The organism is Niabella sp. ZPM-14, assembly GCF_055693045.2.
Map to the genome: position 1 here is coordinate 3,701,962 of NZ_CM181148.1, position 24,627 is coordinate 3,726,588.

Sequence of the window (24,627 nt, forward strand, 5' to 3'; positions counted from 1 at the left end):
GCTACAACTCAAGGTTTTTTTCGCCAACCTTAATGTTCGGGGTGTCACCGATACGTATGATGGAAACCCCTTTGTAAGACCCCCTAAGGTTAGCAGGGATAGCAAAATAAATAATCTGCGCAGCGCCAGGCATCGTCGAGATCGCAATGGGATTGAGCTTCGTTTCTTTTCCTGTCGCCTTATCTATAAATTCAAACTCTACCGATGCATCACTGATGATGTTACCGGTATTCTTCACTTTTACGGCAATTCTTTTGCCGGTTTCTTCTGTTCCACCCACCGTATCGATGGCTATAAATTCCAGGTCCTGGTTATTGTTTCCGGGAGGGGTATAAAAGACATGCAGCGCAAATTCAAACAGGATCCGAAGCCCCACATTTTTTTCCTTGACAAATTGATCCTGCTGCCTTGCGATCTGTGTCAGCATCAACATTGCATTAGTAACACTGTCGTTTTTAAGCGTTGACGGCACCTGCATGGTGACTACCAGGTCCTGACTGGATCCTGCGGGAACGGTGATCGTGTTGCCGGGCAGTTGGATCCAGTTAGCGTTCGAGCGATCAGAGGTTCCTGGTTTCATGTAGACTTTACCGCCGATAGAGTCCCGGTGCCAGTCACTTAAAGAAACATTAAAAGAAACAGGTTCTTTGCCTGCATTTGAGATAGAGACTGTTTGGCGCTGCGTGCTGCCGGGTTCGCCGGTAAAGAACAGGCGCGTAGGAGAGACTGTTATGCCTTGTGAAAAAGCGGTGTACGGTGCAAAAACAAGTAACAGGCCCGCGAGCCACAGGTTAATTGCTCGTGTTTTCATACTGGGAGAGGGTTGTTGCATCCTAAAGTTAATGGTTTCCCGGCGTTTATCCAAGCCGGGAAACCATTAAGGATTGATATTGCTGCTGAAATTAGGGTTGAGAGAATGTATACACCACAACCTGGGAATAGGTGCCCGAAGGTTTACCGAGGATACTGGCTTGTGCTCTTTCGGCAGGAATGCCATATTTAATATCCATCGTTTTAATGCCACTGGCGACACCGGTAATCAGGTCCTGATCCGTTGTGCTCAAGGTAACTGTGCTGGTAGTCGGGGTGGTGGGAGTCAGTGTCGATCCCACTACGCCGGTTACTTTAGTTACTTTTACATCAACTACATTTACAGGGATCACATCAGTACCGTTAACAAAGTTGGCGCCCGCTGCTTTTACAGTGACTTTAAACTCCTTTGTCGCGGTTACTCTCAGGTGGTCGGCCAGCTCATTTTCCTGGAGCTGCGTGTAAGAGGCCGCGGTAGGGTAATTGAAGTTGACAGATGCTGCAGCGGATGGGGTAGCCCCTGTTTCTGTCTGGTTACCGGCAGCAGCTGTGATAAAATCGCTCAATACTATTTTTACATTAGTGGATGATGTAGAAGTGTTTTGAGCCTGTACGCCATTGCCCAAAAAGAAGAAGGCAGCAATAGTGACGAAAAGGGAATAAACATGTTTCATTTTTTCTTTTGTTTTTTTTGAATTGACGAGAGAGTTATTGTGGAGTGATTGTGTAAATGATGGTATTCGTGTACAAACCGGCACCCGCGCGCATCAACACGTTCCTGGCCTTCTCAGCGGGGATAGTATATTTTATATTGACAAAGCTTTTATACACCGGGGTGCCTTTCAAAATGAGTGGCTGATTATTCGTCACGAGGCTATTGATCTTGTTTAGTGTAGCCTGTCCAAACAGCGGCTCCTGTACGTCCACTTCTAATCCTAACACAGACACCGGAAAGCTCCTGTTATTCTGAGCGCTTGTGAAGTAAGCAAAGGCGGCCCGCGCAAACACGCTGTATTCCACAGTCGTCGATATCAATAAGTTATCCCTAACGATTTTTGTGATGCCGTTTTCGATATCATCTTCTGCTCCAATTTGCAGAGTGACCAGACGCGCGGGCGTGACGGTCGACAGTTGCATATAATCCCTGATCAGTAACTGAACTTCCGTCTTCACCTGAGAAACTTGCCCACTGATGTAACTGGAAGGCACAAGTCCCCCCAAAATGAGTAACCAGTATTTAAACATGTTTTGAAATGGTGTTCTGAAAAGTGTTTTCGGCTTTCTTAGCGTTTAATTAATCTCCAGGTTGTATCAGCACAAAGGTTCGAAAGCGGATGTAAAGATACAAACATTTCCGAAAAGCATATAGGCAGCCCACAGTTATTGATTTGGTATAAGAGTATTTCAGATATTCTTATATCTTATTGCTGTTATAGCAAGCATTTACGTGAATTTGGCTCCTGCAAAAATTTTTATAAAATATCACTGAATAGGGACTAAATTTCTTTTTTTGTTCTTCCTGATCTTCTCCGGGACTGCATTCAGGATCTCGTTCCGGAGCGAATCGATCAGTCTTTTTTTAATAAAATTACCATGAACGATCAGGCTTACCTCCCGGACGGGAGCCGGACTTTTAAAATGTCTCACCGCTTGTAATTCGCTTTTAGGCATCTGCGCGGTGACTAGCTCAGGGATGATGGTGAGGCCGTCGTTCAGGTCCACCATGCGTTTCAGCGTTTCAATACTCCCGGCCTCATACTCGAAATTCATGAACGCTTTGCTTTGTTTCTGCAACTCGCAGAGAGAAATGATCTGCGAACGGAAGCAATGACTTTCCTCCAGCAGCCACAGTTTGCTAACGTCGATATCTTTCTGCAGCAGATATTGTTTCTCGTAGAGCCTGTTGTTTTTAGAAGTATATACCATCAACTCTTCGTAAAACAACACATGCTCGGTGATGCCCGGTTCATTGAGGGGGGTGACCAGGATGCCCACGTCGATGCTGCCTTGTTTGAGCATGCCGATAAGCACATCTGTGGTTTGTTCCCGAACGAGCAATTTGACGTCCGGATAGCGGCGGGTAAATGCAGGTACAAACAGGGGCAGGAGATAGGGCGCTAACGTCGGGATGATGCCAATCTTCAAATGGCCTTTCATCTTTCCTTTTTGCGACTCTACCAGTGATGACAGTTCATGGGCGGCGTTGAGCACATTCCGTGCATATTCAATGATCTCGAATCCTGCCTTCGTGGGCGAGATAGGTTGCTTGCTGCGATCGAAAATCTTTATTTCAAATTCTTCTTCGAGCTTTTGGATCTGCATGCTGAGCGTAGGTTGCGTCACGAAGCAGGCTTCCGCTGCTTTTAAAAAATTGCGGTGCTGATGAACGGCCAATAAATATTCCAGTTGCTGAAGTGTCATATCTATAATTACTATCTATTAATCCTGTAAAAATATAAATTTTTATTATAGGGGGGTGGCTGCGCTGTAAATGCTTTCATTACGCTGCTGCCAACTTATTCTATAACATAGTTAACAGGCAAACTGTTGCATTTGCCGGGCCGGGAACCAGTCGTGCGACGGCTTTGCGCATGTCTGTTACGCTACTTCTTAAGGTTAAACTATGATAACGTGCGCTTAATAGTTTCATAATATTGGCCTTTTACTTTCGCCCGAGTAATAAAAAAATAATACATCATGTCCAAACCGAAATCTGCATTACTTGTAGTGTTTTTCCTTTGTATCTCTTTTCTGACACGGGCGCAAACGCCCGTCTCCGGAACTGTGTTTGATGAAACTGATAAGCCGATAGCAGGCGTTTCCGTAACGGTAAAAGGAGCTATGGTTGGGGTGACCACCAATGATGAGGGCAAATTTATCATCAATGCCGGCATGGGCGATGTACTGCTGTTCGATTTTGTCGGCAGGCAACCCAGGGAGATCACTGTACAAAGTTTAGATCCGCTGCGCGTGATTATGGAAACAGAAGTGACGGGCCTCGATGAAGTAGTGGTAGTGGGTTATGGATCTCAGAAACGTTCAGACGTGACCGGGTCTATTGCATCTGTCAGGAGCGAAGACTTTAACCGGGGAGTAGTGACCAATGCCGGACAGTTGCTTCAGGGTAAAGTATCGGGTCTGAATGTTACTGCTGCAAGCGGCGAGCCAGGTGCTTCTCAGAATGTCATCATCAGGGGTGTGGGCAGTTTGCGATCGGGTACGCAGCCGCTGTATGTGGTGGATGGCTTTTTACTGGACAATGCCTCCTTTGGTATTGCAACTAATCCTCTTAATTTCTTAAATCCTAATGATATTGCCAGCATTGATGTGTTAAAAGATGCGAGCGCTACCGCAGTGTATGGCTCACGTGCATCCAATGGGGTGGTGGTGATCACCACCAAGCGAGGGAAGGCAGGAGCTACACAAATGAACCTGTCTCTTTCAACTGGCCTGTCCTCTATGTCCAAAACCATAGATGTGTTTGATGCAGATGAATTTCGCAGGCAGGTCACCGCTGTGGGCGGAAAGCTGGAAGATTACGGAGGAAATACCAACTGGCAGAAAGAGCTGGCTCAGAAAGCTGTTTCAACGGATCTGAACTTTTCGATGAGCGGGGCGTCCAGTGAGAAGTTCTCTTACTTCGCTTCCGTAGGTTACCAGAACCAGGAAGGTATTTTGAAGAACAGTGAATTAAAACGCTATTCGGGAAAGTTGAACATGAACCAGAAAGCGTTCAATGGCAGGGTAAATGTTGATTATAACCTGACTGCAACGCGCACGCAAAACCTGCGTCCCAGCATCGGTTCGACCATAAGCGATATGCTCAGCCTGAACCCAACCATTCCTACATACACGGATGGCGAGCCGACATTACTACGCACCAACGCGCTGAACCCTATTACAAGGTATCATATCTTTAGCGATCTCGCGGAGAACAGCCGTATCCTGGCAAGCATCGCTCCATCGGTGGAGCTTATCAAGAACCTGACCTACAAGCTGAACTATGGCATCGATTATTCAACCACCAGCCGGGATCAGCAGTATAAGCCATACAATAAAGTGGTAAACGAATCAAATATTTCAGATGGCTCTTTGATTACTGACCTCAGCACGAATACCAATGAGCTCCTGGAAAATACACTTACTTATAACTGGAACACCGGTGCGCATAAGTTCATTGTGCTGGCTGGTCATTCTTACCAGAAATTTTTTGAGAAAAGCAGGCAGATCTCTTATAAAGGTTTTGCCGCCAACAATGTAGATCCGGTGTATCAGGATCAGACCAGTTCTGTCACCTATCCCACCTCCGTTAACGCCATCGCGGTCAAAAACGAGCTTCAATCTTTTTTTGGAAGAGTCAACTATGCTTTTGACAGCAGGTACCTGCTCACTGCCACGCTCCGGGCAGATGGATCTTCCAAATTCGGGACCAACAGGAAGTATGGATATTTCCCTTCGTTTGCTTTTGGGTGGAATATCAGCAACGAAAAATTCATGGCCGGATCTGTCTTCAACAACCTGAAGCTGCGCGCCAGCTGGGGACAAACAGGTAACCAGGAGATCCCCTCCAAGATCACCCAGGCCAGCTATGCCGAAGACCGGCTGATCACCGGGAGTGGCAGCTTGAATACCTATCCTATCAATACGGATGCAACATCTATCGATGGGTATCCTTACGGAATTGTATATACCCGTTTAGCCAATCCGGACCTGCAATGGGAGGTGTCCACACAGACCGGTGTGGGACTGGATTTCACCGTATTGAACAACCGCTTATCGGGTACATTAGATTATTTCAGAAAAGTGTCGTCCAGCATTTTACTGGAAGTAGCCACTTCTGATCCGGTTCAGCCTACTTCCACTTACTGGAATAACATCGAAGGCATGAAGATCAACAACAATGGTATAGAGCTGGCTCTGGATTATAATAGTGATGCAACACGCGACTTTTCCTACAATATCGGCGGTAATGTCACTTACATTCAAAACAAAGTCGAAGACTCTCCTTACTCTATTCTCACAACGGGGGCTGCACAAGGCGCAGGACAAACCGGTGCCACTATCAATGGTAATATTAACGGCTACCCGATTGGTGCGTTTTATATGCTTGAGTTTATCGGAATAGGCCCCGACGGGCTAAACCAGTTCCGGGATATAAATGCTGACGGCGCTATTCTAGACAACGACCGAAGTGTGGTGGGCAGCGCGATCCCTAAATTCATCTACGCCTATCATCTGAACCTGAAGTATAAAGCATTTGATTTCGGTGTAAACTTCAACGGCGTTTCCGGTAACATGATTTATAATCATACCAAGATGTCCCTGTTTACTAAGTCACAGTTGTCTAGGTCCAATAATACTACGGACTTTGCGATACAGTATCCCAATGAGACAACCACCAATTCAAATACAGTATCCACGCGGTTTTTAGAGGATGGATCTTTCTTAAGGCTGAACAACGCGACCCTGGGATATAACTTTAGTTCACAACGAATAGGATTAGGTAATACGTTCCAAAACATCCGCCTTTCGGTAACCGGACAAAATCTGCTCACCATCACGAAGTATTCCGGCTTCGATCCGGAAGTGAATACGGGCAGTACGATAGACGGGATTCAAACATTTGGTATCGACTACTTCACGTATCCCAAGGCCAAAACATTTTTACTGAGCCTCAACCTGACGTTCTAAATTTTATAGGATATGCTTCCATTGACAATGACGCGAAATGAGATGAGCATAAAAATTAGCTAGATACAATACCGTCCTTGCCGGAACAGGCGGACAAAAGCGATGACCATTTTTCGCGAATTCCCTGCCCATCCGGTCAGACAGGTATGTGACTAAAAAATCAATAAAAAACAAACACATGAAAAATAAGATATTGGCCCTGATAGCCTTGCCCATCGTTCTTTTTAGCTGTACCGACCTGAAAGAAGAAGTGTTAGACGAGTCCCTTACCGGTGGGGGAAAGGCGCAGGTTGTGAGTGGCTCTATAGCCCCTGTCTATGGCAGCCTGCGTTCCGTATGGGAACATACCAAGAACTTTGGCTTACAGGAGGTGGCTTCTGACGAAGGCATTCTTCCTTACCGTGGTGGTACCGATTGGTATGATGGCGGAAAGTTCATTGCCGTGCATCAACATTTAATGACACCAACCAATGGTCTGGTAGGGGATACGTGGAGAACAGCCACATTGACGCTGTCCAGGGCAGTCATCGCGGTGGAAACCTTAAAGCCCGTTGCGGATGCAGGCGATGCTGAAGCAAAAAAGGCTCTGTATGAAATGATCGCCATGAAGGCCTACGTCAATATGTTGATACTGGACAACTGGGGATTGGTCTTTAAGAAAGAGACATCAGACCAGCTTTCTGAAATTCTTCGCGGCCAGGAAGCTGTAGCGTATATTGAAAGTGAACTGCTGTCTGTTGTCAACGGGATCAGTGCCGGCACGGATCCCGGCAGGCTAAATCAACATGCTGTCAAAGCGCTTTTAGCAAGGCTGTATTTAAATGCAGCTGTGTATCGCAATCCCTACGGTACGCCTGAATTCAGAAAGGAAGATATGGATAAGGTCATTCAATACACCAACGACATTATCGCGGGTCCTTATTCATTATCCGCTGAATATTTTGCACTTTTTAATGATGACAACCATACGAACCGGGAATTGATCTTTGCGCTGGATCAGAGAGGGGTGCTCGAGAGCGAACATAGCCGCTGGGCCTATTGGTCCATATCCGGCGACCAGATCCCCAGACCCGAAGTGCCCAGCTCCAGGGGGACTGATGCCGTTGCTGTTACGCCGAGCTTTTATCAGACCTGGGTGGATGCTTATGGAAATGTAGATCCGGCCGATGCGGATGCCCGCTTCTATCAGAAAAATACGATCGTTCCTGACAACCTGAAAGATCTGACCAATGTCAACCCGACCAATGATGTCAATCACTACTATTGCGTCAATGCCCGGGACTTCCAGATTGACCGGGGAATCCTTCGCGGCGTGATCTGGGGACCCAGAAAGGATGAGAACGGAAATGTGTTAACCTGCGGTGATGGCAAGGTAAGGATCTATCCCGTTATCAACCGGCGAACAAGCGGCGCGCAGATCCGGTATGTCAACCACAATCTGGAAGTGAACTTCAGCGCTGAAGGAAGCCTGCACAATACGGGCTACCGCTTTTCAAAATACCAGTTCAGCAAAACCGCGACCAATTGTTGCAGTTACAGCAGTGTAGATCTGGTCCTGATCCGGTTGGGCGAAATTTATCTGATGCGCGCAGAAGCCAAACTTAGAAATGGCGATAATGCAGGAGCGCTTGCTGATGTCAATACGTTGAGAACTTCAAGAACGGCGCGGCCTCAACAAACGCCGAAACCACTCACGTCTATCAACCTCAATACCCTGTTCCGCGAAGCCGGCTTCGAGTTGTACTGGGAAGCTTTCAGACGCAACTACCAGATAAGGTTTGGTAAGTATGAAGACAGCTGGACCGAAAAAACGAATAAGGAGGTTACCAAAAGGTTGTTTCCTATTCCCCAGCAGGCGATCGACGGCGCTTCCAATATTTCGGGATATTTAAAACAGAACGACGGTTATTAGTTTTAGTTCAATATTTTTTAGATAGCGTTGCGTTTTATGCTGTTCTTTGTGCTTTGCTCTGAAAAAAGATAAAAACTGCTGAAAAATTAATGATTCATTGACCTTATCTAATCGCTAGCGAGCTTAAATATTGTAGCTTTGGCGACATGGCAAGGGAAATACTGGAAACAAAACGAAAAGCTTTAAAGATCAACCTGGATTCGGCTGTGTATGGCACTTTTGCAGAGATTGGCGCAGGCCAGGAGGTAGCGAGGAATTTTTTTACTGCAGGAGCCGCTTCTGGTACGGTGGCCAAAACGATGTCGGCTTACGACATGTCTTTCAGCAATGCGATTTACGGAATAGAAGAAAGCGGGCGCTATGTGAGCCGGTCCAGGGTGAAGCAAATGCTCGCCCACGAATACGATCTGCTCGCAGAGCGGCTTTACGGCAAAAAGCATGAAGACAAAACCTTTTTTGCTTTTGCAGATACAGTGACCACCTTGAACTTTAGCCGGACCAATGAGCCACATGGTTGGGTCGGGTTGCGGTTCCAGGTGACGCCGGGAGGGGAGTATAATGATATCATCTTCCACGTGCACCTTTTAGACAACGATACCAGTCTTCAGCAAAGCGTGTTGGGCATTTTAGGGGTGAACCTGTTGTATGCTGCATTTTATTATAATCATGATGTGCAGTTAATGGTCGAATCGCTGGTAGATAATTTATCGTTCGGCTCTGTTGAGATTGATATGATCAGTCTTCGCGGGCCCGTGTTCAAACACACCAACGACCGGCTGGTAAATTTATACCTCATTGCCAAAGGCTTTTCAGGAGCTGCCATTTTTGATCCCAACCGGAACGTAATGCAGGCCAAAGACCTGTTGTATAAAAAGGACATCATGATCTTCCGGCCTAAGTTTCTTCAGAAATCCAAGCCGAACTTCGATCTTTTCAACAAGGCGGTAGATCAGTTCAAACGCTCACAAAACGTCAAAGACAGCAACCTGGTGGTAGTGCTGGAAGTATTGATGAGCAACCTGCTGGACGAGGACGCTTCGAATGACAACGACCTGGAATTATTCGCCCACCGGGCAGAGGAATTGTGCGACACCGGCAACAATGTTATCGTTTCCAACTTCAAGCGGAATAACAAGCTGGCGCAATACCTGGCAAGATGCAAACCGCGCAACGTGGGGATCTCTACGAATATCTCCAACCTTAAAACGATTTTCAATGCCAAGAATTACAGCGACACCTACACCCAGGAATTACTGACCTATATCAGTGACCTGTTTAGCCGCAACGTGAAGCTGTACGCTTATCCCTATCTCGACAAAAAAAATAATGAAGTGATCACGCTGCACAACATGCCTGTTTCGCCGGAAGCCAAGCCATTGTTCGACTTCCTGGTGATCAATAATTATATCCAGGATATTGAAGGCTACGATGTGAAAGATGTAAAGAGTCTCTAAGAAAGCAGATGAGGATTGAAAGGTGTTTCGGGCTTTTAGATGATATATAAAATGATGGCGTGACCGCATTAAATCATCGCATCTTTATTCGATGGATCGTGCCTGCGCCTTCCCTCGAACACTGAGGTGTCTTTTAATAAGAACCGGCGGTTGTGAAAGAATAAATTCCAAAGAGAAGTTCTTACATGATTAAACTGCTGAAAGCCATGCATCGATGTCAAAGAAGCCTTAGCCTTCTTTGCATGGAGAACAAATTCCCCCGGTTAGCTCGCTATTAATATTTTTTTATTTGTGATAAAAAATTTAGTATTTTGCACTAAAATAATTAGTCATGTCAGTAGCCAACAAAAATCTGAAGTATTTAAGAAAGCTTCGTGGGTGGACGCAGGATGAATTTGCGGGTAAGTTAAATATCAAAAGGTCTTTACTCGGGGCCTACGAAGAAGAACGTGCCGAGCCACGCATCGACGTGCTCGAGATTGTATGCGATATGTTTAAGCTCACGCTGGACGATCTGTTAAGAAAGGACCTGAGCGCCGAAACGGGCTCTGGTAATTATCTCGCTAAAAGACGCGCTCTGAAGCTGGCTCCGGTGGTTACTCAGATCCCTTTTGTGCCGGTCAAGGCCGCGGCCGGTTATCTGGTGGGCTATGCTGATCATGAATTCATTGATGAGCTCAATACATTTACCCTGCCCATGTTGAGCGGCGGCAATTATCGCGCTTTTGAGATTTCGGGAGACTCTATGTTGCCGACTCCCAGCGGATCCGTTATTGTCGGAGAAAAGGTAGATGCATTAGATGCTATAAAAAATAACACAGCCTGCATCCTGGTGTCCCGTAACGACGGTATCGTCTACAAGCGGATCCAGAAAAATGCCAAAGCGAAAAATAAACTTACCCTGGTTAGTGATAATCCTACTTTCCAGCCTTATACCATTAATTCCGACGAGGTGCTGGAAATGTGGGAAGCTCAGTATATCATTTCCAAGACCAATACCTCGCAAAACTGGGATGTCGGCCAGCTCGTGAATATCGTGGCCAACCTCCAGCAGCAGGTCGACGGGATGAAAAGGAGGAGAAATTAGTTTCGACGATTATATCGACGGATTCGTCGAATAAAAAAGGGGTTTCGTCTATAAAACACCGGTATTCATCGAAAATTCCTGCCCTCTGAACCTTAAAGCAAATATCTTGGGGTCTGTTAGAGGTTTTTAGGGCTAATTGCTTATATATACAAGCCGCATTCGTGCGGCTTTTTTTTGTTTTCTAACCAAGAGGCGGTACTTCGGCGCCGGTCTGCCGTATTTTTTAACCGCCTGTTTCAAAAAAACGAATAATTTTAGCGCAAACTATACTTTGAATATGAACAGATATTTTGTGCTCGCGGTTTTGTTGTCGGCCGCGCACCTGTTACACGCGCAACCCTCCAGGCTAACAGCAGAAGACTATCAGGCCGCGGAAAAGTTCCTGAGTTACAACACTTCAAAATATGTAGATTGGAATACGCCTTACCCCCAATGGCTCGATGGAGACCGCTTTTGGTACAGAAGCGGCGACCAGGTGTTCCTGGTGGATCCTAAAAAAGCTTCTAAAGCCCCAACTTCCGAATACGGAAAACGGGATGCAAACAGCAGCGCACAGCGCCGTCGCCGGTCTGACAATGAAGTCGTTTCTCCGGATGGAAAAAAAGCCGTGTTTATCAGGGACTGGAATCTGTGGGTGAGAGATCTGGATACCAGGAAGGAAACACAGCTCACGACCGATGGCGTAGAAAATTACGGTTATGCCACCGACAATGCCGGCTGGAAACATAGCGACGCGGCCATCGTAAGCTGGTCTCCCGATTCCAAAAAAGTAGCCACTTTTCAGCAGGACCAGCGAAAGGTCAACGATATGTACCTGGTAACCACTAACGTGGGCGCACCCAAGCTGGAGCAATGGAAATACCCACTACCTGGTGATAAATATATTCCCACTATCAGAAGAGTGATCATAGATGTGGAAAAAGCAGAGGTCGTTTCTTTAAATGTTCCGCCCGATCCGCATCGCGCGACGATGAGTGACGACATTGCCAGCAGCGGTTCTCTCGACGATATTGACTGGGCGCCAAACGCTTCTACCATGGCTTTTGTGTCGACCTCGAGGGATCATAAAAATGAAAAAGTACGGATCGCTAATACTACTACGGGAGCGGTGCGTGAAGTGTTTGAAGAAACCGTAAAAACACAGTTCGAATCAGGCCGTGATGCCATCAACTGGCGCTATCTGCCTGCTTCAAAGGAAATGATCTGGTACTCGGAGCGGGATAACTGGGGGCATTTATATTTATACGACAGTGAGACCGGGAAATTAAAAAACCAGATCACCAAGGGAGATTGGCTGGTCGGCAAGCTGCTGCGTGTGGATGAAAAAAATCGCATGTTATATTTCACCGGTCACGGCAGAGAAAAGGGCAATCCATATTTTGCTTATTTCTACAAAATAGGATTTGACGGGAAGGGACTTACCTTATTGACCCCCGAGGAAGGAAATCATTCCATCAGCCTGTCGCCGTCGGGTCAATATTTTGTAGATGTCTACTCTCAACCGGATGTCGCTCCGGTAGCGGCTTACAGGAATATCAACGGCAAGCTGGTGATGAACCTGGAGCAGGCCGATCTTTCGCGTCTGAAAGCAACAGGGTGGAAGGCACCGGCTCCGGTAACTGTAAAAGCAGCCGATGGTGTTACCGACATTTACGGACTGGTCTTTACGCCTACCCGAATGGACGCTTCCAAAAAGTACCCGGTGGTAGATTATATATATCCCGGTCCGCAGGGGGGCAGTGTCGGCAGCTGGAGTTTTTCCGCTTCGCGCGGTGACCACCAGGCTTTGGCTGAATTGGGCTTTATCGTCGTGGTCATAGAAGGTACCAGCAATCCTTACCGGTCCAAGAGCTTTCATGACATGAGCTATGGTAATATGGCGGATAACACCTTGCCTGATCAGATCACGGCCATTCGCCAGTTGGCCACCCGCTTTCCCATAGATACCGCGCGTGTGGGCATCTGGGGACACAGTGGCGGCGGATTCGCTACGGCTGCGGCCTTGTTGAGATACCCGGATTTCTTCAAAGTGGGCGTGTCTCAATCGGGTAATCATGATAACCGGAATTACGAAGACGATTGGGGTGAGCGCTACAACGGGTTGGTTGAAAACAGCGACTACGCCGCGCAGGCCAACCAGGCATATGCTAAAAATCTTAAAGGCAAACTGATGCTGGTCCACGGCATGATGGATGATAATGTGCCGCCTTATAATACCTTGTTAGTGGTCGAAGCCCTGCAGAAGGCCAACAAGGACTTTGATCTTGTGATCTTTCCGAACAGCAGGCATGGATATGGCCCTTATACTTATTACATGACGCGTCGCCGCTGGGATTATTTTGTAAAACATTTATTAGGCGCAGAGCCTCCAAAGGAATATTTGTTGGGGCCGAAATAGGCGATGTTGATGGTTGATAGTTTATGGTTGATAGTCCATGGTCCATAGTCCATGGACCATGGGCTATTACCTTTTACTCCTTCGTTGGCCTACTCATGCACGATCAGGTCGCAGGGGATAATAATATTTTTGGGAGGTGTTTCCAGTTCCGCTTCGTTGTCCCTGATCTTTTCAAATAAAACGTCGGCCGCCTTTCTGCCCATCATTTGCGAATTTTCATCGAGAGAGGCCACAGGCTTGGTTTCCAGCTGCTGGATCAGGGGCAGGTTGCCAAAGCCGATGATATCGGTATGATGAACGCGCTGCGGATGATGCGCAGTCAGAAAACGTTTAATGTCCAATCCAATATAACTTTTGAAAACAAAAAAGGCGGTGGGCGGCTCCAGGCTGTAAAGCTCTTGCAGCGCGGCGGCGGTGCTGTCGTAAGAGAAGTCGGTTGACTTCACCAATGCGGGGTCGTACGCGATACCGTTCTTTTCCAGGGCCTTTTTATATCCTGCGTGGCGCAGGTGACTGGTAAGTAATGCGTCGGGACCGGCGATATGGGCAATTCTCCGATGCCCTCTTTGGACCAGGAGGTTGACCGCTTTCAATGCGCCGTCATCATGGTCGGATGAGACAGAGCTGAAGCAGGGTTGTTGTATAGATCTTGCCAGAAACACGATCGGTATCCCTTGTCGCTGCAGGTTATCAAAGATGGTAAGATCTTTTGTGTTCTTTGATACAACGATCACAATACCGTCGATCCTGGAGCCAATCAGGTTATTCAGAATATTTTTTTCCCGTTCGGGATGATCATAGCTCTGACAAATGATCACATGATAGTGATGCCTGATAGCCACTTCTTCGATGCCGTTGATCGCCAGGGCGTAGAATTGATCCAGGAGGTCCGGGATCACAACAGCCAGTGTGTAGGATTTATTTTGCTGGAAGTTGCGCGCAGCCTGGTTGGGTATATAGTTCCATTCTTCAGCCAGCGCTTTCACCCGTTCCCTTGTGATGGCACTGATGGTTTGATCATTCTTAAGCGCCTTAGATACGGTAGATGCAGACATGTTGAGCTTGTTTGCAATATCTACGATTGTAACGCCTTTTTTCATGGTTCAATGATAGCGTTTTTTTGTGAATGATGCTACAACTTTACGGTCTGATGAAGTGCCAGGGGTAAGTAAAGAACCCGGCAGATTCGCGCTCTCCTCGGGGTATCTCTCATCATTTACCAATTATCTAAACATTTGCAGCATTTTCTTGCAGTTGCCCGGTCTTCAATTGGTGTTTTTTTGCGCCTGCTGCACGAGGTGGCTGATTTTTCCCTGATGTGCGAAAGGAAGCCTGCTCTTTTGTAAGATTTAGAAGTTGATCTTGCAAATCAATTACTTTTTCCTGCAGTTGACTGCATTTTTTTTGCAGTTCCTTCAGCTCTTCTCTTTCTGAATCAGTGGGAGTTACAAGGTCCTTTTTGAACATGGGCGGTCTGCCAGTCAGCAGCCAGTCGAGATTGATTTCTGGCATTATAGATGAAATTTCTACTATTACAACTGAACTGAGAGCTGATTTTTTAGATTTTCCCTTGAAATTTCCATAGCTAATACCAATTTTCCTAAAAAAATTTTCCTTTCCAATTCCATGTAAATCAGCAAGTTGAAGTACTCGGTCTTTTATATCGGAAGAAATATTTTCCATAATTATTCATTAAAGCAGAAATATTAATTATTATTGTACTATAAACTACTCAACTAACGAAAGGCGATAGTACAAGCATGACCGACAAAAATAAGAAAAAAATAACGCCATATGATGCTATTCGCGCCTTAGCTGTCAAGGCTGCTGCCAGAGAATTTAACGTCGGAGAAATATATGTGAGAGCTTGCATAAGAGGTGATTACGATCATGTAAGAAGTGAGCAGATAAAGAAGTTTTTTAAAACAAAATATAACGAACTGCAATCAGTGTTAAACTAACGAGCTTGAGAAAAGGATTGCGACCATCATTGTTCTGTTAACCCAAAATTTATAAGGCCTGCCTGAAAATCCAACGTTTGGTTGTGACTAAAGCTGTCAGGTTTCCAAATTAATCAGGGCTGTCTGTGACTGTCTGTCAAAAGGCTGTCTGTACCATACTTGTAACGATTTGAACTGCGAAATACAATTTTATCAACTATGAAGAAACTTCACTGCTTTTTTTCAATTCTGTTAGCATTGCTCTTTTTATCAGCCGACGCTCAGATAAGCGGCAGGAAAAATATTAAAGTCACAGGTACCGTTACGGACTCCAGTGGCGTCGCATTGACAGGTGTGTCTGTGGCTATTAAAAATAATGTAGCCTCCGGCACCCAGACCAACACAGATGGGCAGTATATTATCGAAGTACCGAAGGGCGGAACATTGACCTTCTCTTTCGTGGGCTACCGTGATGAAGAAAGAAAGGTAACCGGTGATTCATCCGCTGTGATCAACGTAAGCCTTTTTTCGGAGGGTTTCCAGATGGACGAAGTAATTACGGTGGCCTATGGTACGCAGAAAAAACGGGAGCTGGTGGGATCTGTTGTGTCGGTCAATGTAGACGAGCTGAAGCAAACGCCTACCAGTAATCTTACCACCACACTGGCCGGACGGGTGGCCGGATTGATCGCCTATCAAAGAAGTGGTGAGCCTGGCCAGGATAATGCGGACTTCTTCATCCGGGGTGCGACCACCTTTGGGTACAAGAATGAACCGCTGATCCTGATCGATGGTATTGAATTGACCAAAACTGATTTGGCAAGACTGAGGCCTGATGATATTGCCACGTTTACTATTATGAAGGACGCCGCTTCTACTTCGCTTTACGGAGCAAGAGGTGCAAATGGTGTTATATTGGTTACCACCAAGCAGGGGCGTGTGGGAAATGCAGAGATATCGGCCAATTACGAGGTTTCTGTTTCCCAACCGACAGAGAATCTGAAGTTCGCCGACCCCGTGCAGTATATGAAGCTCTATAACGAAGCGGTATATACGAGAAATCCTTTGGGAGATAACACCATATATCACGATGATAAGATAGCTAATACGGAAGCCGGAGCCAACCCTTATGTATACCCGGCCAATGACTGGCTTGCTATGCTTTTGAAGAAGCGCACGACCAACCAGCGTGCTACACTGAATGTAAGAGGCGGTGGTTCTGTCGCGAGATACTTTGTCTCGACTTCGTTCACGCAGGACAATGGTATACTGAAAGTAGATAAGCTGAATAACTTCAATAATAATATCAATCTAAAGAGTTATTCCCTGCGTTCAAACGTAGACGTTAATATCACGAAGAGCACCCTGCTGTATGTTAAGCTCTATGGTAGTTTTGATGATTATAACGGTCCAATCAACGGCGGCGCTGAAGTGTATGAAAGTATAATGCATTCGAATCCCGTGCGCTTCCCGGCCTATTTCGAACCACCGGCAGAGCTGTCGTATCTGAAGCATACGCTTTTCGGAAATTATGTGCTGGATCCCATTTCAGGAGGTACATTTTATAACAATCCCTACGCAGAAATGGTAAAAGGGTACAAAGACGAGTCGCGGTCCTTCATGCAGGCCCAGTTAGAATTAAAGCAAAACCTGAGCTTTGTAACACCCGGCCTGAACTTCAGGATCATGGGCAACGTGAACCGCACGTCCAACTTCAGTGTATCGAGAAAGTTCAGGCCCTTCTGGTACCAGGTAAGCGGTTATGATAAACAAACAGACACTTACCGCCTCATCAACCTGAACCCCGAAAATGGTACGGAATATCTTGACTATGAGCAGGGCCTCCGGAACTTAAATGCTTCTTTCTATATGGAGTCTCAATTGCTTTACAACAGAACGCTCGGCGGTAAACATAGCGTGGGCCAGATGTTTATATACACGGTGAGAAATAAGATCGAGCAGAATAGTAACAGTAATACGCTGCAGCAATCCCTTCCCTTCAGAAACCTGGGCCTATCGGGCCGTACCACTTATGGTTATGATAACAGGTATTACGTTGAATTCAATTTCGGATACAATGGTGCGGAGCGATTTCATGAAAGTGAGAGGTTCGGCTTCTTTCCGTCAGTTGGTGTCTCCTGGCAGCTATCGAACGAGAAATTCATGGAGAAGATTTCTGAAACCATTAGCGCTTTGAAGTTAAGAGGCACTTACGGCGTAGTAGGTAATGACGCGATAGGCGCGGCAAGTGACAGGTTTTTTTATTTATCTGAAACAAACCCCAACAGCAGTAGCAGAGGTGCAGTTTTTGGCGAAAACAATTTCTATTATAAGGCAGGCTACGATGTTTCGCGGTATTCTAACCCTGCGATCACCTGGGAGAAATCTTACCAGATGAATCTGGGGTTGGAATTGAGCCTGTTTAACAAATTGAACTTTATCGGAGAGTATTACACCATTGATAAGCAAAATATCCTGATGACCCGCCCCGATATTGCCACGATGGGCCTTTCTGCAGCTGTAAGGGCCAATGTCGGCAGGGCGAAAAGCAACGGCGTAGATCTTTCACTCGACTATACTGATCAGTTTGGTAAGGACTGGTGGGCTACAGCGAGGGGAAACCTGACCTATGCTACCAGCCGGTTTATAGACTATGAAGAACCTGATTATGCAGAAAGCTACAGATCGCACCAGGGTTACCCGCTGAGCCAGCAATGGGGATATATTGCAGAACGGTTATTTGTGGACGATGATGAGGCGGCCAATTCGCCTTTACAAACTTTCGGCGGCGTGTATGGCGGCGGTGATATTAAATACCTTGATGTAAACCGGGATGGACAGATCACGCAGGCTGATCAGGTACCGATCGGTTATCCTGAAACTCCGGAGATAGTATATGGCTTTGGGTTCTCCGTAGGTTGGAGGCAGTTCACAATATCCTCTTTTTTCCAGGGCCTGGCCCGCGAATCGTTCTGGATCAACAACCGCCCTTATCATTCCGAAAATAATGAAGGATCTACGCTTCCATTTGTAGCAGAGGGAGCTTTGTTACAGGCTTATGCAGATGATCATTGGTCTGAAGCAAATCAGAATGTATATGCCTTATGGCCACGCCTTAGTGCTACGGTTATCCCCAACAACACGGTAAGGAATACCTGGTTCATGCGCGACGGAACCTTTTTGCGTCTGAAGACGGCCGAGCTCAGCTATGAGGTGCCTGAACGCCTGCTGAAAAAGATGCGTTGTTCCTATCTACAGTTATATGTAAACGGTTCTAACCTTTTTACTTTCACCAAGTTTAAGTTGTGGGACATTGAGCAGGCGGGCAATGCCTTTAATTACCCTGTACAGCGTGTGTTCAACGCGGGTTTGAGGGTAACCTTCGAGTAAACTAACTATCTATCTAACCGAAACATTTATCTAATGAAGCTGAAAGTTATATCAATAATATGTGTGATCACATTAACGGTGACATCTTGTAAAAAGTACCTGGATATTATACCTGATAATATTGCAACTATTGAAAATGCTTTTGCATTAAGAAATGAGGCGGAGAAATATTTATTTACCTGCTATTCCTATATCCCTACCAGCTCTTCAGGTTATACGAATCCCGGACTGACTTCCGGAGACGAGCTGCATTTAGTTTATCCTTCTCAGAGAGGAGACGCCTATGAGATAGCGAGGGGTAACCAGAATGTATCTAGCCCCTATCTGAATTACTGGGGTGGCGAGCGTGGAGGTAGTGATTTGTATGGCGGGATAAGAGATTGCAATATATTCCTGGAAAATGTAGGCCGGGTTCCGGATTTGAACGAGACTGAAAGAAACAGGTGGATTGCCGAAGTGAAATTCCTGAAGGCCTATTATCATTTTTATCTGCTGAGGGTATACGGACCCATTCCTATAGTAAAGGAAAATTTGCCTGTTGGAGTGGATCCGGAAGAGGCAAAAGTATACCGCGATCCGGTAGACGACTGCATCAATTATATAGTGCAATTGCTGGAGGAGGCAGAGGCTGATCTGCCGCTTGTGATCGAAGATCCCGTGAATCAACTCGGCCGGATAACGCTGCCCATCGCTTTGACATTAAAAGCAAAGGTATTGATGACGGCCGCCAGCCCGCTGTTCAACGGTAACACTGACTATACTAATTTTAAAGACAATAGAGGTACTGTACTTTTCAACACAACATTTGATCCGGCCAAATGGGAGAAAGCCCAGGCGGCTTGTAAGGAAGCGATTGATGCATGTCACAGTGCAGGAATGAAGTTATATGAATTTGAGGCGACGGGCACAGATGCTACTTTGTCCGACAGAACCAAATTACAATACACGATCCGCAATTCAGTAAATGAACGATGGAACTCCGAGATCATCTGGGGAAATACCAATAGTATCGTTAATACATTGCAGGCGCAATCTATTCCGCGTGGCCTCGATCCGGCACGCCTCGGCGATAACTTACAAACTACAGGGCGTTATGGTGTACCGATGAAAATCGTAGAAATATATTACAGCAAAAACGGCGTTCCCATAAACGAAGACAAAACCTGGGATTATAGCAACCGTTATTCGTTGCGCACCGGAACGGATGAAGACAAGTTCTATATAAGCAAGGGTTATACGACGGCGGCCGTTAATTTTGATCGCGAACCGCGCTTCTATGCTCACCTGGCCTTCGACGGTGGTGTGTGGCTGGGGCAGGGGAAGCCTGAGAATTCCTCTCTTGTGTTACAATCTAAATCCGGACAGCCTGCTGCAGGCGTGTACGCAGATCTGGTCGCTGTTACAGGCTATTATCCTAAAAAATATGTGCATTATGAAGATGTGATAGGGGCAAGCAATGTGCTATCGATTCAAACCTATCCCTGGCCCGAGATGCGCCTTTCAGATTTGTACCTGCTCTACGCAGAAGCCGTCAACGAGGTGCAGGGGCCAACAGAAGAGGTCTTCACGTATCTGGATATGATCAGGGAAAGGGCCGGGATTCCTGGTATCCGGGAGGCCTGGACACAGTATTCTATCAACCCTACGGCCTATACTACAAAAGAAGGGCTGCGGGAAATCATACACCGTGAGAGAGCCATAGAGCTGGCATTGGAAGGTTCAAGGATCTGGGATCTGAAGCGCTGGAAAACCGCGATAAGGGTTTTAAATGCGCCGATTACCGGATGGACGCTGGACCAGGCTTCGGCTGCTGGTTATTACCAGGTGCGGAATGTTTTTACGCAAACGTTTAGCAGTAAAGATTATTTCTGGCCTATAAAAACATACGATATAGAAATTAACGGGAACCTGGTGCAGAATCCCGGATGGTAGTAATCGAATCATTCACTAACAGATTAAATCATTTACTATGATTAAGCATTATAAAATACAAAGATTGTTGTTATTGTTGCTTATAGCGATGGGAGGGCTTTTTTGTAAGGAGCAGGATATACTCGCTTACCTCGATGATAATGCGCCGGCTCCGGCACCTGTGTCTGATATCAAGACGGGTGGATTGCCCGGGGGTGCCTTTATAACCTATACCATACCCAACGATAAGAACCTGCTTTATGTAAAGGCTACTTATGAAATAAGACCGGGCTTAATGCATGAAACGAAGGGCTCGTATTTTGAAGATTCGCTATTTATAGAAGGATTTGGGAAAGCAGAAAGCTACCCGATCACCATTACATCGGTAGGTCGAAACGGAAAAGAATCTGAATCCCAGGTGGTCAATGTTACGCCGCTTACGCCGCCCCTGATATCTACTTTCGAAAGTCTTACATTAAGAGAAACTTTCGGCGGTGCGGCCATTCAGTTTACGAATCCGGCAAAAGCTAACCTCGCTTATGTGTTGCTGTCAGATTCTACCGGAAGCGGGGACTGGTACACAGTAAACACCTATTACACCAAAGCTGAAAACGGATCTATTTCAGCACGCGGATTTGATACAGTCAAAAGAAAGTTTGCTGTATACGTGCGCGACCGATGGGACAACCGGTCAGACACCTTGATAAGAGATCTAACGCCTTTAGCTGAGTCTGAAGTCCCTAAGTCCAAGTTCAAAGAGCTTAAGTTGCCCAATGACAACGGGGCTCCCCATACTTTCAGTAACCGGACATGGGTGATGTCGTATCTGTGGGACAATAACATCGATCTTTTCTATCACAGTTCTCCAACACAGGGGATCCCGGCCACTTTTACATTCGATATGGGCGTCACCTACACGTTAAGCAGGTTTAAATTTCATCACAGGGCGGGAGGCAATATATATACCCGCGGCGATCCCAAAGTGTTCAAAGTGTGGGGAAGTAATAACCCCAACCTGGATGGTTCCTGGGCAAGCTGGGATTCCGTAGGTACGTTTACCTCCATCAAACCCTCAGGTCTTCCCGGGTCCCAATACAACGCTGATGATACCAAATTTGCCGTAACCGATGGTGAGAACTTTGATATGCCCGTTGGTGTTGGCGCTTATCGTTACTTGCGGTTCCAGGTGGCCGAAGTATGGGGGACGGGTGGTTCCTTCTATATCGCCGAATTTACCTTTTTTGGCTCTCCTGCTGACCCCGTCCAGTAGGCGCCATTAACAATAAACAGATGAAACGTCGGAGCTTACTCTATTATTGAAGGCAGGTATACGTTTCATCCAACTAAAACATCAACGGCAAAGCCGCGAATTAAAATATATACGAATGAATACTTTCAAAAAATATATCTTGTTATCGAGCATCGGGCTGCTTGCTATATGCTATTCGTGCACCAAAATGGATGAGACTTATAAGAAGTTTGTTGTGCCCAACGGGATCACTTATATCGGGAAGGCAGAAAATATTTTTACAAATGCAGGCAGGGAGCGGATACAACTGAACTGGGTTGTTAGAGATCCGAAAGCCGACATGGCCCGCATTTACTGGACCAATAAGGCCGACTCCATCGATGTTCCGATTATTGCAATCGGGCCTGCTGATACCACATCGGTTATTGTAAATGGCCTTTCAGAAGGAACTTACGTGTTTCAGATTTACATTTTCGATAAAGAAAAAAATAAATCCATTGCTGCGGAAGCGGTCGGAGCTTCCTTTGGGAATGTTTATGAAGAATTTTTAACCAACCGTGTCATCACCAGACTGAAGAAAGAGGGAGATGTCGCTCTTCTTTCCGTTCTTTCTCTGAATAAAACGTCGGTAGGAACCAGGTTTTTGTATACGGATAAAAACGGCGTAAAAGTAGACACGCTGGTGGAAAATATATCCGAAACAACGATCAGGCTTCCTGACATGAACGCCGACACCAGCTTTACTTATCAATCGCTGTACGTACCGGAAACTTCCATTGATACTTTTTATTCTAAGACTTCGGTTTACCCCCGGTTGTAGCATGATCAATAAGTCGATATGAAACTGAATCTCTCTTTGATGAAATCGTTGAGGGATTTTTTGAGGTTAATAGTACTTGCACTGTTTTTTTATTTTAATTTGCCGGTCCTATTATGAGTGTACTGATCGAAAGCGATATTTCTCTCCGGCCATACAATACGTTTGGCATCGACGCGGCCGCGCAATACTTTGCAAGAGCGACGTCGGTGGACGATTTAAAGGAAAGTCTGGCCTGGGCTGCGCAGCGGGGAACCAGCACGCTGGTCCTGGGCGGAGGAAGTAATTTGCTTTTGACAAAAGATGTGGAGGCACTTGTAATACACAATCATTTAAAGGGAATTGAAAAAGTAGCGGAAGATGAAGACTATATTTATGTAAAAGCCGGTGCAGGAGAAGTGTGGCATCAGCTGGTCTTGCATTGTCTGGACCATGACTATTCGGGGATCGAAAATCTCGCCCTCATCCCCGGGCTGGTTGGCGCTTCGCCCATGCAGAATATTGGCGCTTACGGCGTCGAAATAAAGGAAGTATTTCACGAGCTCAAAGCCATACACCGGGCAACATTAGAAGAAGTGGTTTTTTCTAATGCTGCCTGCGAATTCGGGTACCGGGAAAGTGTTTTCAAACATCAGTACAAAGACCAGTTTGTTATCACCGAAGTAACCTACCGGCTGAACAAGACTCCTCGTTATCATATCGAATATGGCGCGATCAGGCAGGAACTGGAACACGCCGATGTGCAACAATTGTCTGCCAGAGCTATTGCCAATGCCGTGATGGCGATAAGGACCTCCAAGTTGCCCGATCCCAAAGCGATCGGCAATGCAGGTAGTTTTTTCAAGAATCCATCTGTGCCGAAGGAGCAGTTCCTGGAGTTGAAAGAACGTTTCCCGGCAATGGTCGCCTATGAAAATCCCGACCAATCTATGAAGCTGGCTGCCGGCTGGCTCATCGAACAATGTGGTTTGAAAGGATATCGAAAAGGTGATGCGGGCGTACACGCCCGCCAGGCGCTGGTGCTGGTTAATTACGGAAACGCCGGTGGCGAGGACATACTGGAGGTCTGCCGCCTGGTACAAGCCACGGTGCTGGATCGATTCGGGGTGACCTTACAACCTGAGGTAAATATTCTGTAACCGGTAAGCATTTTAGTTGTTATCTTCGCGTGCAATTTTCAAAGCCCTCTAGTTTATTGAACCTTAAAAAAAATTAAAGGATGAAGAAAATTATGTTATGCAGCCTGCTGGGGATTTTGATGTTTTCAGGGCTCAATGCGCAAAGAGAAATCTATGGAAGAAAAGTAAGATTCGGGTTTAAAATCGATCCCGTCTTCGCCAATTCACTAAAACCTTCAGAGAATGGCATAGAACGTACCGGAAGCGGTTTCGGTGTGAACTATGGTTTGATGACAGACATCATGTTCAGGGATGGCCGCGGTGCTTTTGCAACAGGTATTGAAGTAGCACATGCTTCTTCAGAACTGACCTACAGTACTGCTGACAGGGGGTTATATCGTAATGAAGCCGCCGGAGCGGATCAAATGTATAAGCTGCGCCTCCAGTACCTGCAGATCCCTGTTAGTGTAAAACTGAAAACAAATGACCAGAATGGCTTTCGTTTCTGGGGACAATTCGGTACTTATTTAGGTGCCTTGTTAAGATCAAGACTGGATTACGCTTATGGATCTACTTCTGAAGATAATCTCAATGTTATGAACCGTACCAATAAAGTGAACATGGGCTTGCTGCTTGGCGCGGGCGGTGAGTATAAGTTAGCGGAAAAGACAGACCTCTTCTTCGGCCTTGGACTGGAGAACGGATTCACGGACATCACTTCTAACAAAGAGTGGAAGGACGGTAAAGTCGGCTTGAACCGCTGGGCGATCCGGTTAGGTGTATTCTTTTAAAAGAAACTTCAATAAAAAAACGAGGCATCAATGGATGTCCCGTTTTTTTTATGTATGAC

The 24,627-nt window shown here is 46.2% G+C and carries 17 protein-coding genes; 11 read left to right on the top strand and 6 right to left on the bottom strand.

Annotation, left to right across the window (positions count from 1 at the left end):
- Position 1: 1 nt before the first annotated feature.
- The 4 genes from ACU37H_RS15755 to ACU37H_RS15770 form a co-directional block, all read right to left on the bottom strand.
- Entirely contained in the window at positions 2 to 811 is an 810-nt protein-coding gene (locus ACU37H_RS15755; protein ID WP_472705327.1) for an Fn3-like domain-containing protein, read from the bottom strand.
- A gap of 91 nt (positions 812 to 902) precedes the next feature.
- Complete coding sequence (locus ACU37H_RS15760) at positions 903 to 1,484, bottom strand: hypothetical protein (RefSeq protein WP_472705325.1); 582 nt, start codon at positions 1,482 to 1,484, stop codon at positions 903 to 905.
- Positions 1,485 to 1,518: 34 nt separating this feature from the next.
- A complete protein-coding gene (locus ACU37H_RS15765; RefSeq protein WP_494407564.1) occupies positions 1,519 to 1,983 on the bottom strand; it encodes a hypothetical protein in 465 nt (154 codons plus the stop codon).
- A gap of 309 nt (positions 1,984 to 2,292) precedes the next feature.
- Positions 2,293 to 3,231 carry a hydrogen peroxide-inducible genes activator gene (locus tag ACU37H_RS15770; RefSeq protein WP_472705321.1) on the bottom strand — a complete coding sequence of 313 codons (939 nt, stop codon included), beginning with the start codon at positions 3,229 to 3,231 and terminating at the stop codon, positions 2,293 to 2,295.
- Positions 3,232 to 3,507: 276 nt separating this feature from the next.
- On the opposite strand from ACU37H_RS15770, the gene ACU37H_RS15775 reads away from it, so the two are divergent.
- The 5 genes from ACU37H_RS15775 (at position 3,508) to ACU37H_RS15795 (ending at position 13,352) form a co-directional block, all read left to right on the top strand.
- A complete protein-coding gene (locus tag ACU37H_RS15775; protein ID WP_472705319.1) occupies positions 3,508 to 6,501 on the top strand; it encodes a SusC/RagA family TonB-linked outer membrane protein in 2,994 nt (997 codons plus the stop codon).
- Positions 6,502 to 6,679: 178 nt separating this feature from the next.
- The gene (locus tag ACU37H_RS15780; RefSeq protein ID WP_472705317.1) at positions 6,680 to 8,413 is read left to right on the top strand and encodes a RagB/SusD family nutrient uptake outer membrane protein; all 1,734 of its coding nucleotides are present in this window, start codon (positions 6,680 to 6,682) and stop codon (positions 8,411 to 8,413) included.
- A gap of 146 nt (positions 8,414 to 8,559) precedes the next feature.
- Positions 8,560 to 9,867, top strand: a complete 1,308-nt coding sequence (locus tag ACU37H_RS15785) for a hypothetical protein (RefSeq protein ID WP_472705315.1) — start codon at positions 8,560 to 8,562, stop codon at positions 9,865 to 9,867.
- Between the two features lie 331 nt (positions 9,868 to 10,198).
- On the top strand, positions 10,199 to 10,954 hold the full coding sequence (locus ACU37H_RS15790) for an XRE family transcriptional regulator (protein ID WP_472705314.1): 756 nt from the start codon (positions 10,199 to 10,201) through the stop codon (positions 10,952 to 10,954).
- Positions 10,955 to 11,231: 277 nt separating this feature from the next.
- Positions 11,232 to 13,352, top strand: coding sequence for a S9 family peptidase (locus ACU37H_RS15795; protein WP_472705312.1), 2,121 nt, complete (start codon positions 11,232 to 11,234; stop codon positions 13,350 to 13,352).
- Positions 13,353 to 13,441: 89 nt separating this feature from the next.
- Here ACU37H_RS15795 and ACU37H_RS15800 read toward each other — a convergent pair whose 3' ends face one another.
- Positions 13,442 to 14,452: a LacI family DNA-binding transcriptional regulator gene (locus ACU37H_RS15800; protein WP_472705310.1), complete on the bottom strand. Its 1,011-nt coding sequence runs from the start codon at positions 14,450 to 14,452 to the stop codon at positions 13,442 to 13,444.
- Between the two features lie 127 nt (positions 14,453 to 14,579).
- Positions 14,580 to 15,035 carry a coiled-coil domain-containing protein gene (locus ACU37H_RS15805; RefSeq protein ID WP_472705308.1) on the bottom strand — a complete coding sequence of 152 codons (456 nt, stop codon included), beginning with the start codon at positions 15,033 to 15,035 and terminating at the stop codon, positions 14,580 to 14,582.
- 476 nt (positions 15,036 to 15,511) lie between these two features.
- Between ACU37H_RS15805 and ACU37H_RS15810 the strand changes: the two genes are divergently transcribed.
- The 6 genes from ACU37H_RS15810 (at position 15,512) to ACU37H_RS15835 (ending at position 24,568) form a co-directional block, all read left to right on the top strand.
- On the top strand, positions 15,512 to 18,682 hold the full coding sequence (locus tag ACU37H_RS15810; RefSeq protein WP_472705304.1) for a SusC/RagA family TonB-linked outer membrane protein: 3,171 nt from the start codon (positions 15,512 to 15,514) through the stop codon (positions 18,680 to 18,682).
- A gap of 33 nt (positions 18,683 to 18,715) precedes the next feature.
- Entirely contained in the window at positions 18,716 to 20,614 is a 1,899-nt protein-coding gene (locus ACU37H_RS15815; protein ID WP_472705302.1) for a RagB/SusD family nutrient uptake outer membrane protein, read from the top strand.
- Between the two features lie 37 nt (positions 20,615 to 20,651).
- Positions 20,652 to 21,863, top strand: coding sequence for a DUF5000 domain-containing lipoprotein (locus tag ACU37H_RS15820; RefSeq protein WP_472705300.1), 1,212 nt, complete (start codon positions 20,652 to 20,654; stop codon positions 21,861 to 21,863).
- 115 nt (positions 21,864 to 21,978) lie between these two features.
- Entirely contained in the window at positions 21,979 to 22,662 is a 684-nt protein-coding gene (locus ACU37H_RS15825; protein WP_472705298.1) for a DUF4998 domain-containing protein, read from the top strand.
- A 113-nt stretch (positions 22,663 to 22,775) separates the two neighbouring features.
- Complete coding sequence (gene murB / locus ACU37H_RS15830; RefSeq protein WP_472705296.1) at positions 22,776 to 23,798, top strand: UDP-N-acetylmuramate dehydrogenase; 1,023 nt, start codon at positions 22,776 to 22,778, stop codon at positions 23,796 to 23,798.
- A gap of 80 nt (positions 23,799 to 23,878) precedes the next feature.
- On the top strand, positions 23,879 to 24,568 hold the full coding sequence (locus ACU37H_RS15835) for a porin family protein (protein WP_472705294.1): 690 nt from the start codon (positions 23,879 to 23,881) through the stop codon (positions 24,566 to 24,568).
- The last annotated feature ends 59 nt before the right edge of the window (positions 24,569 to 24,627 follow it).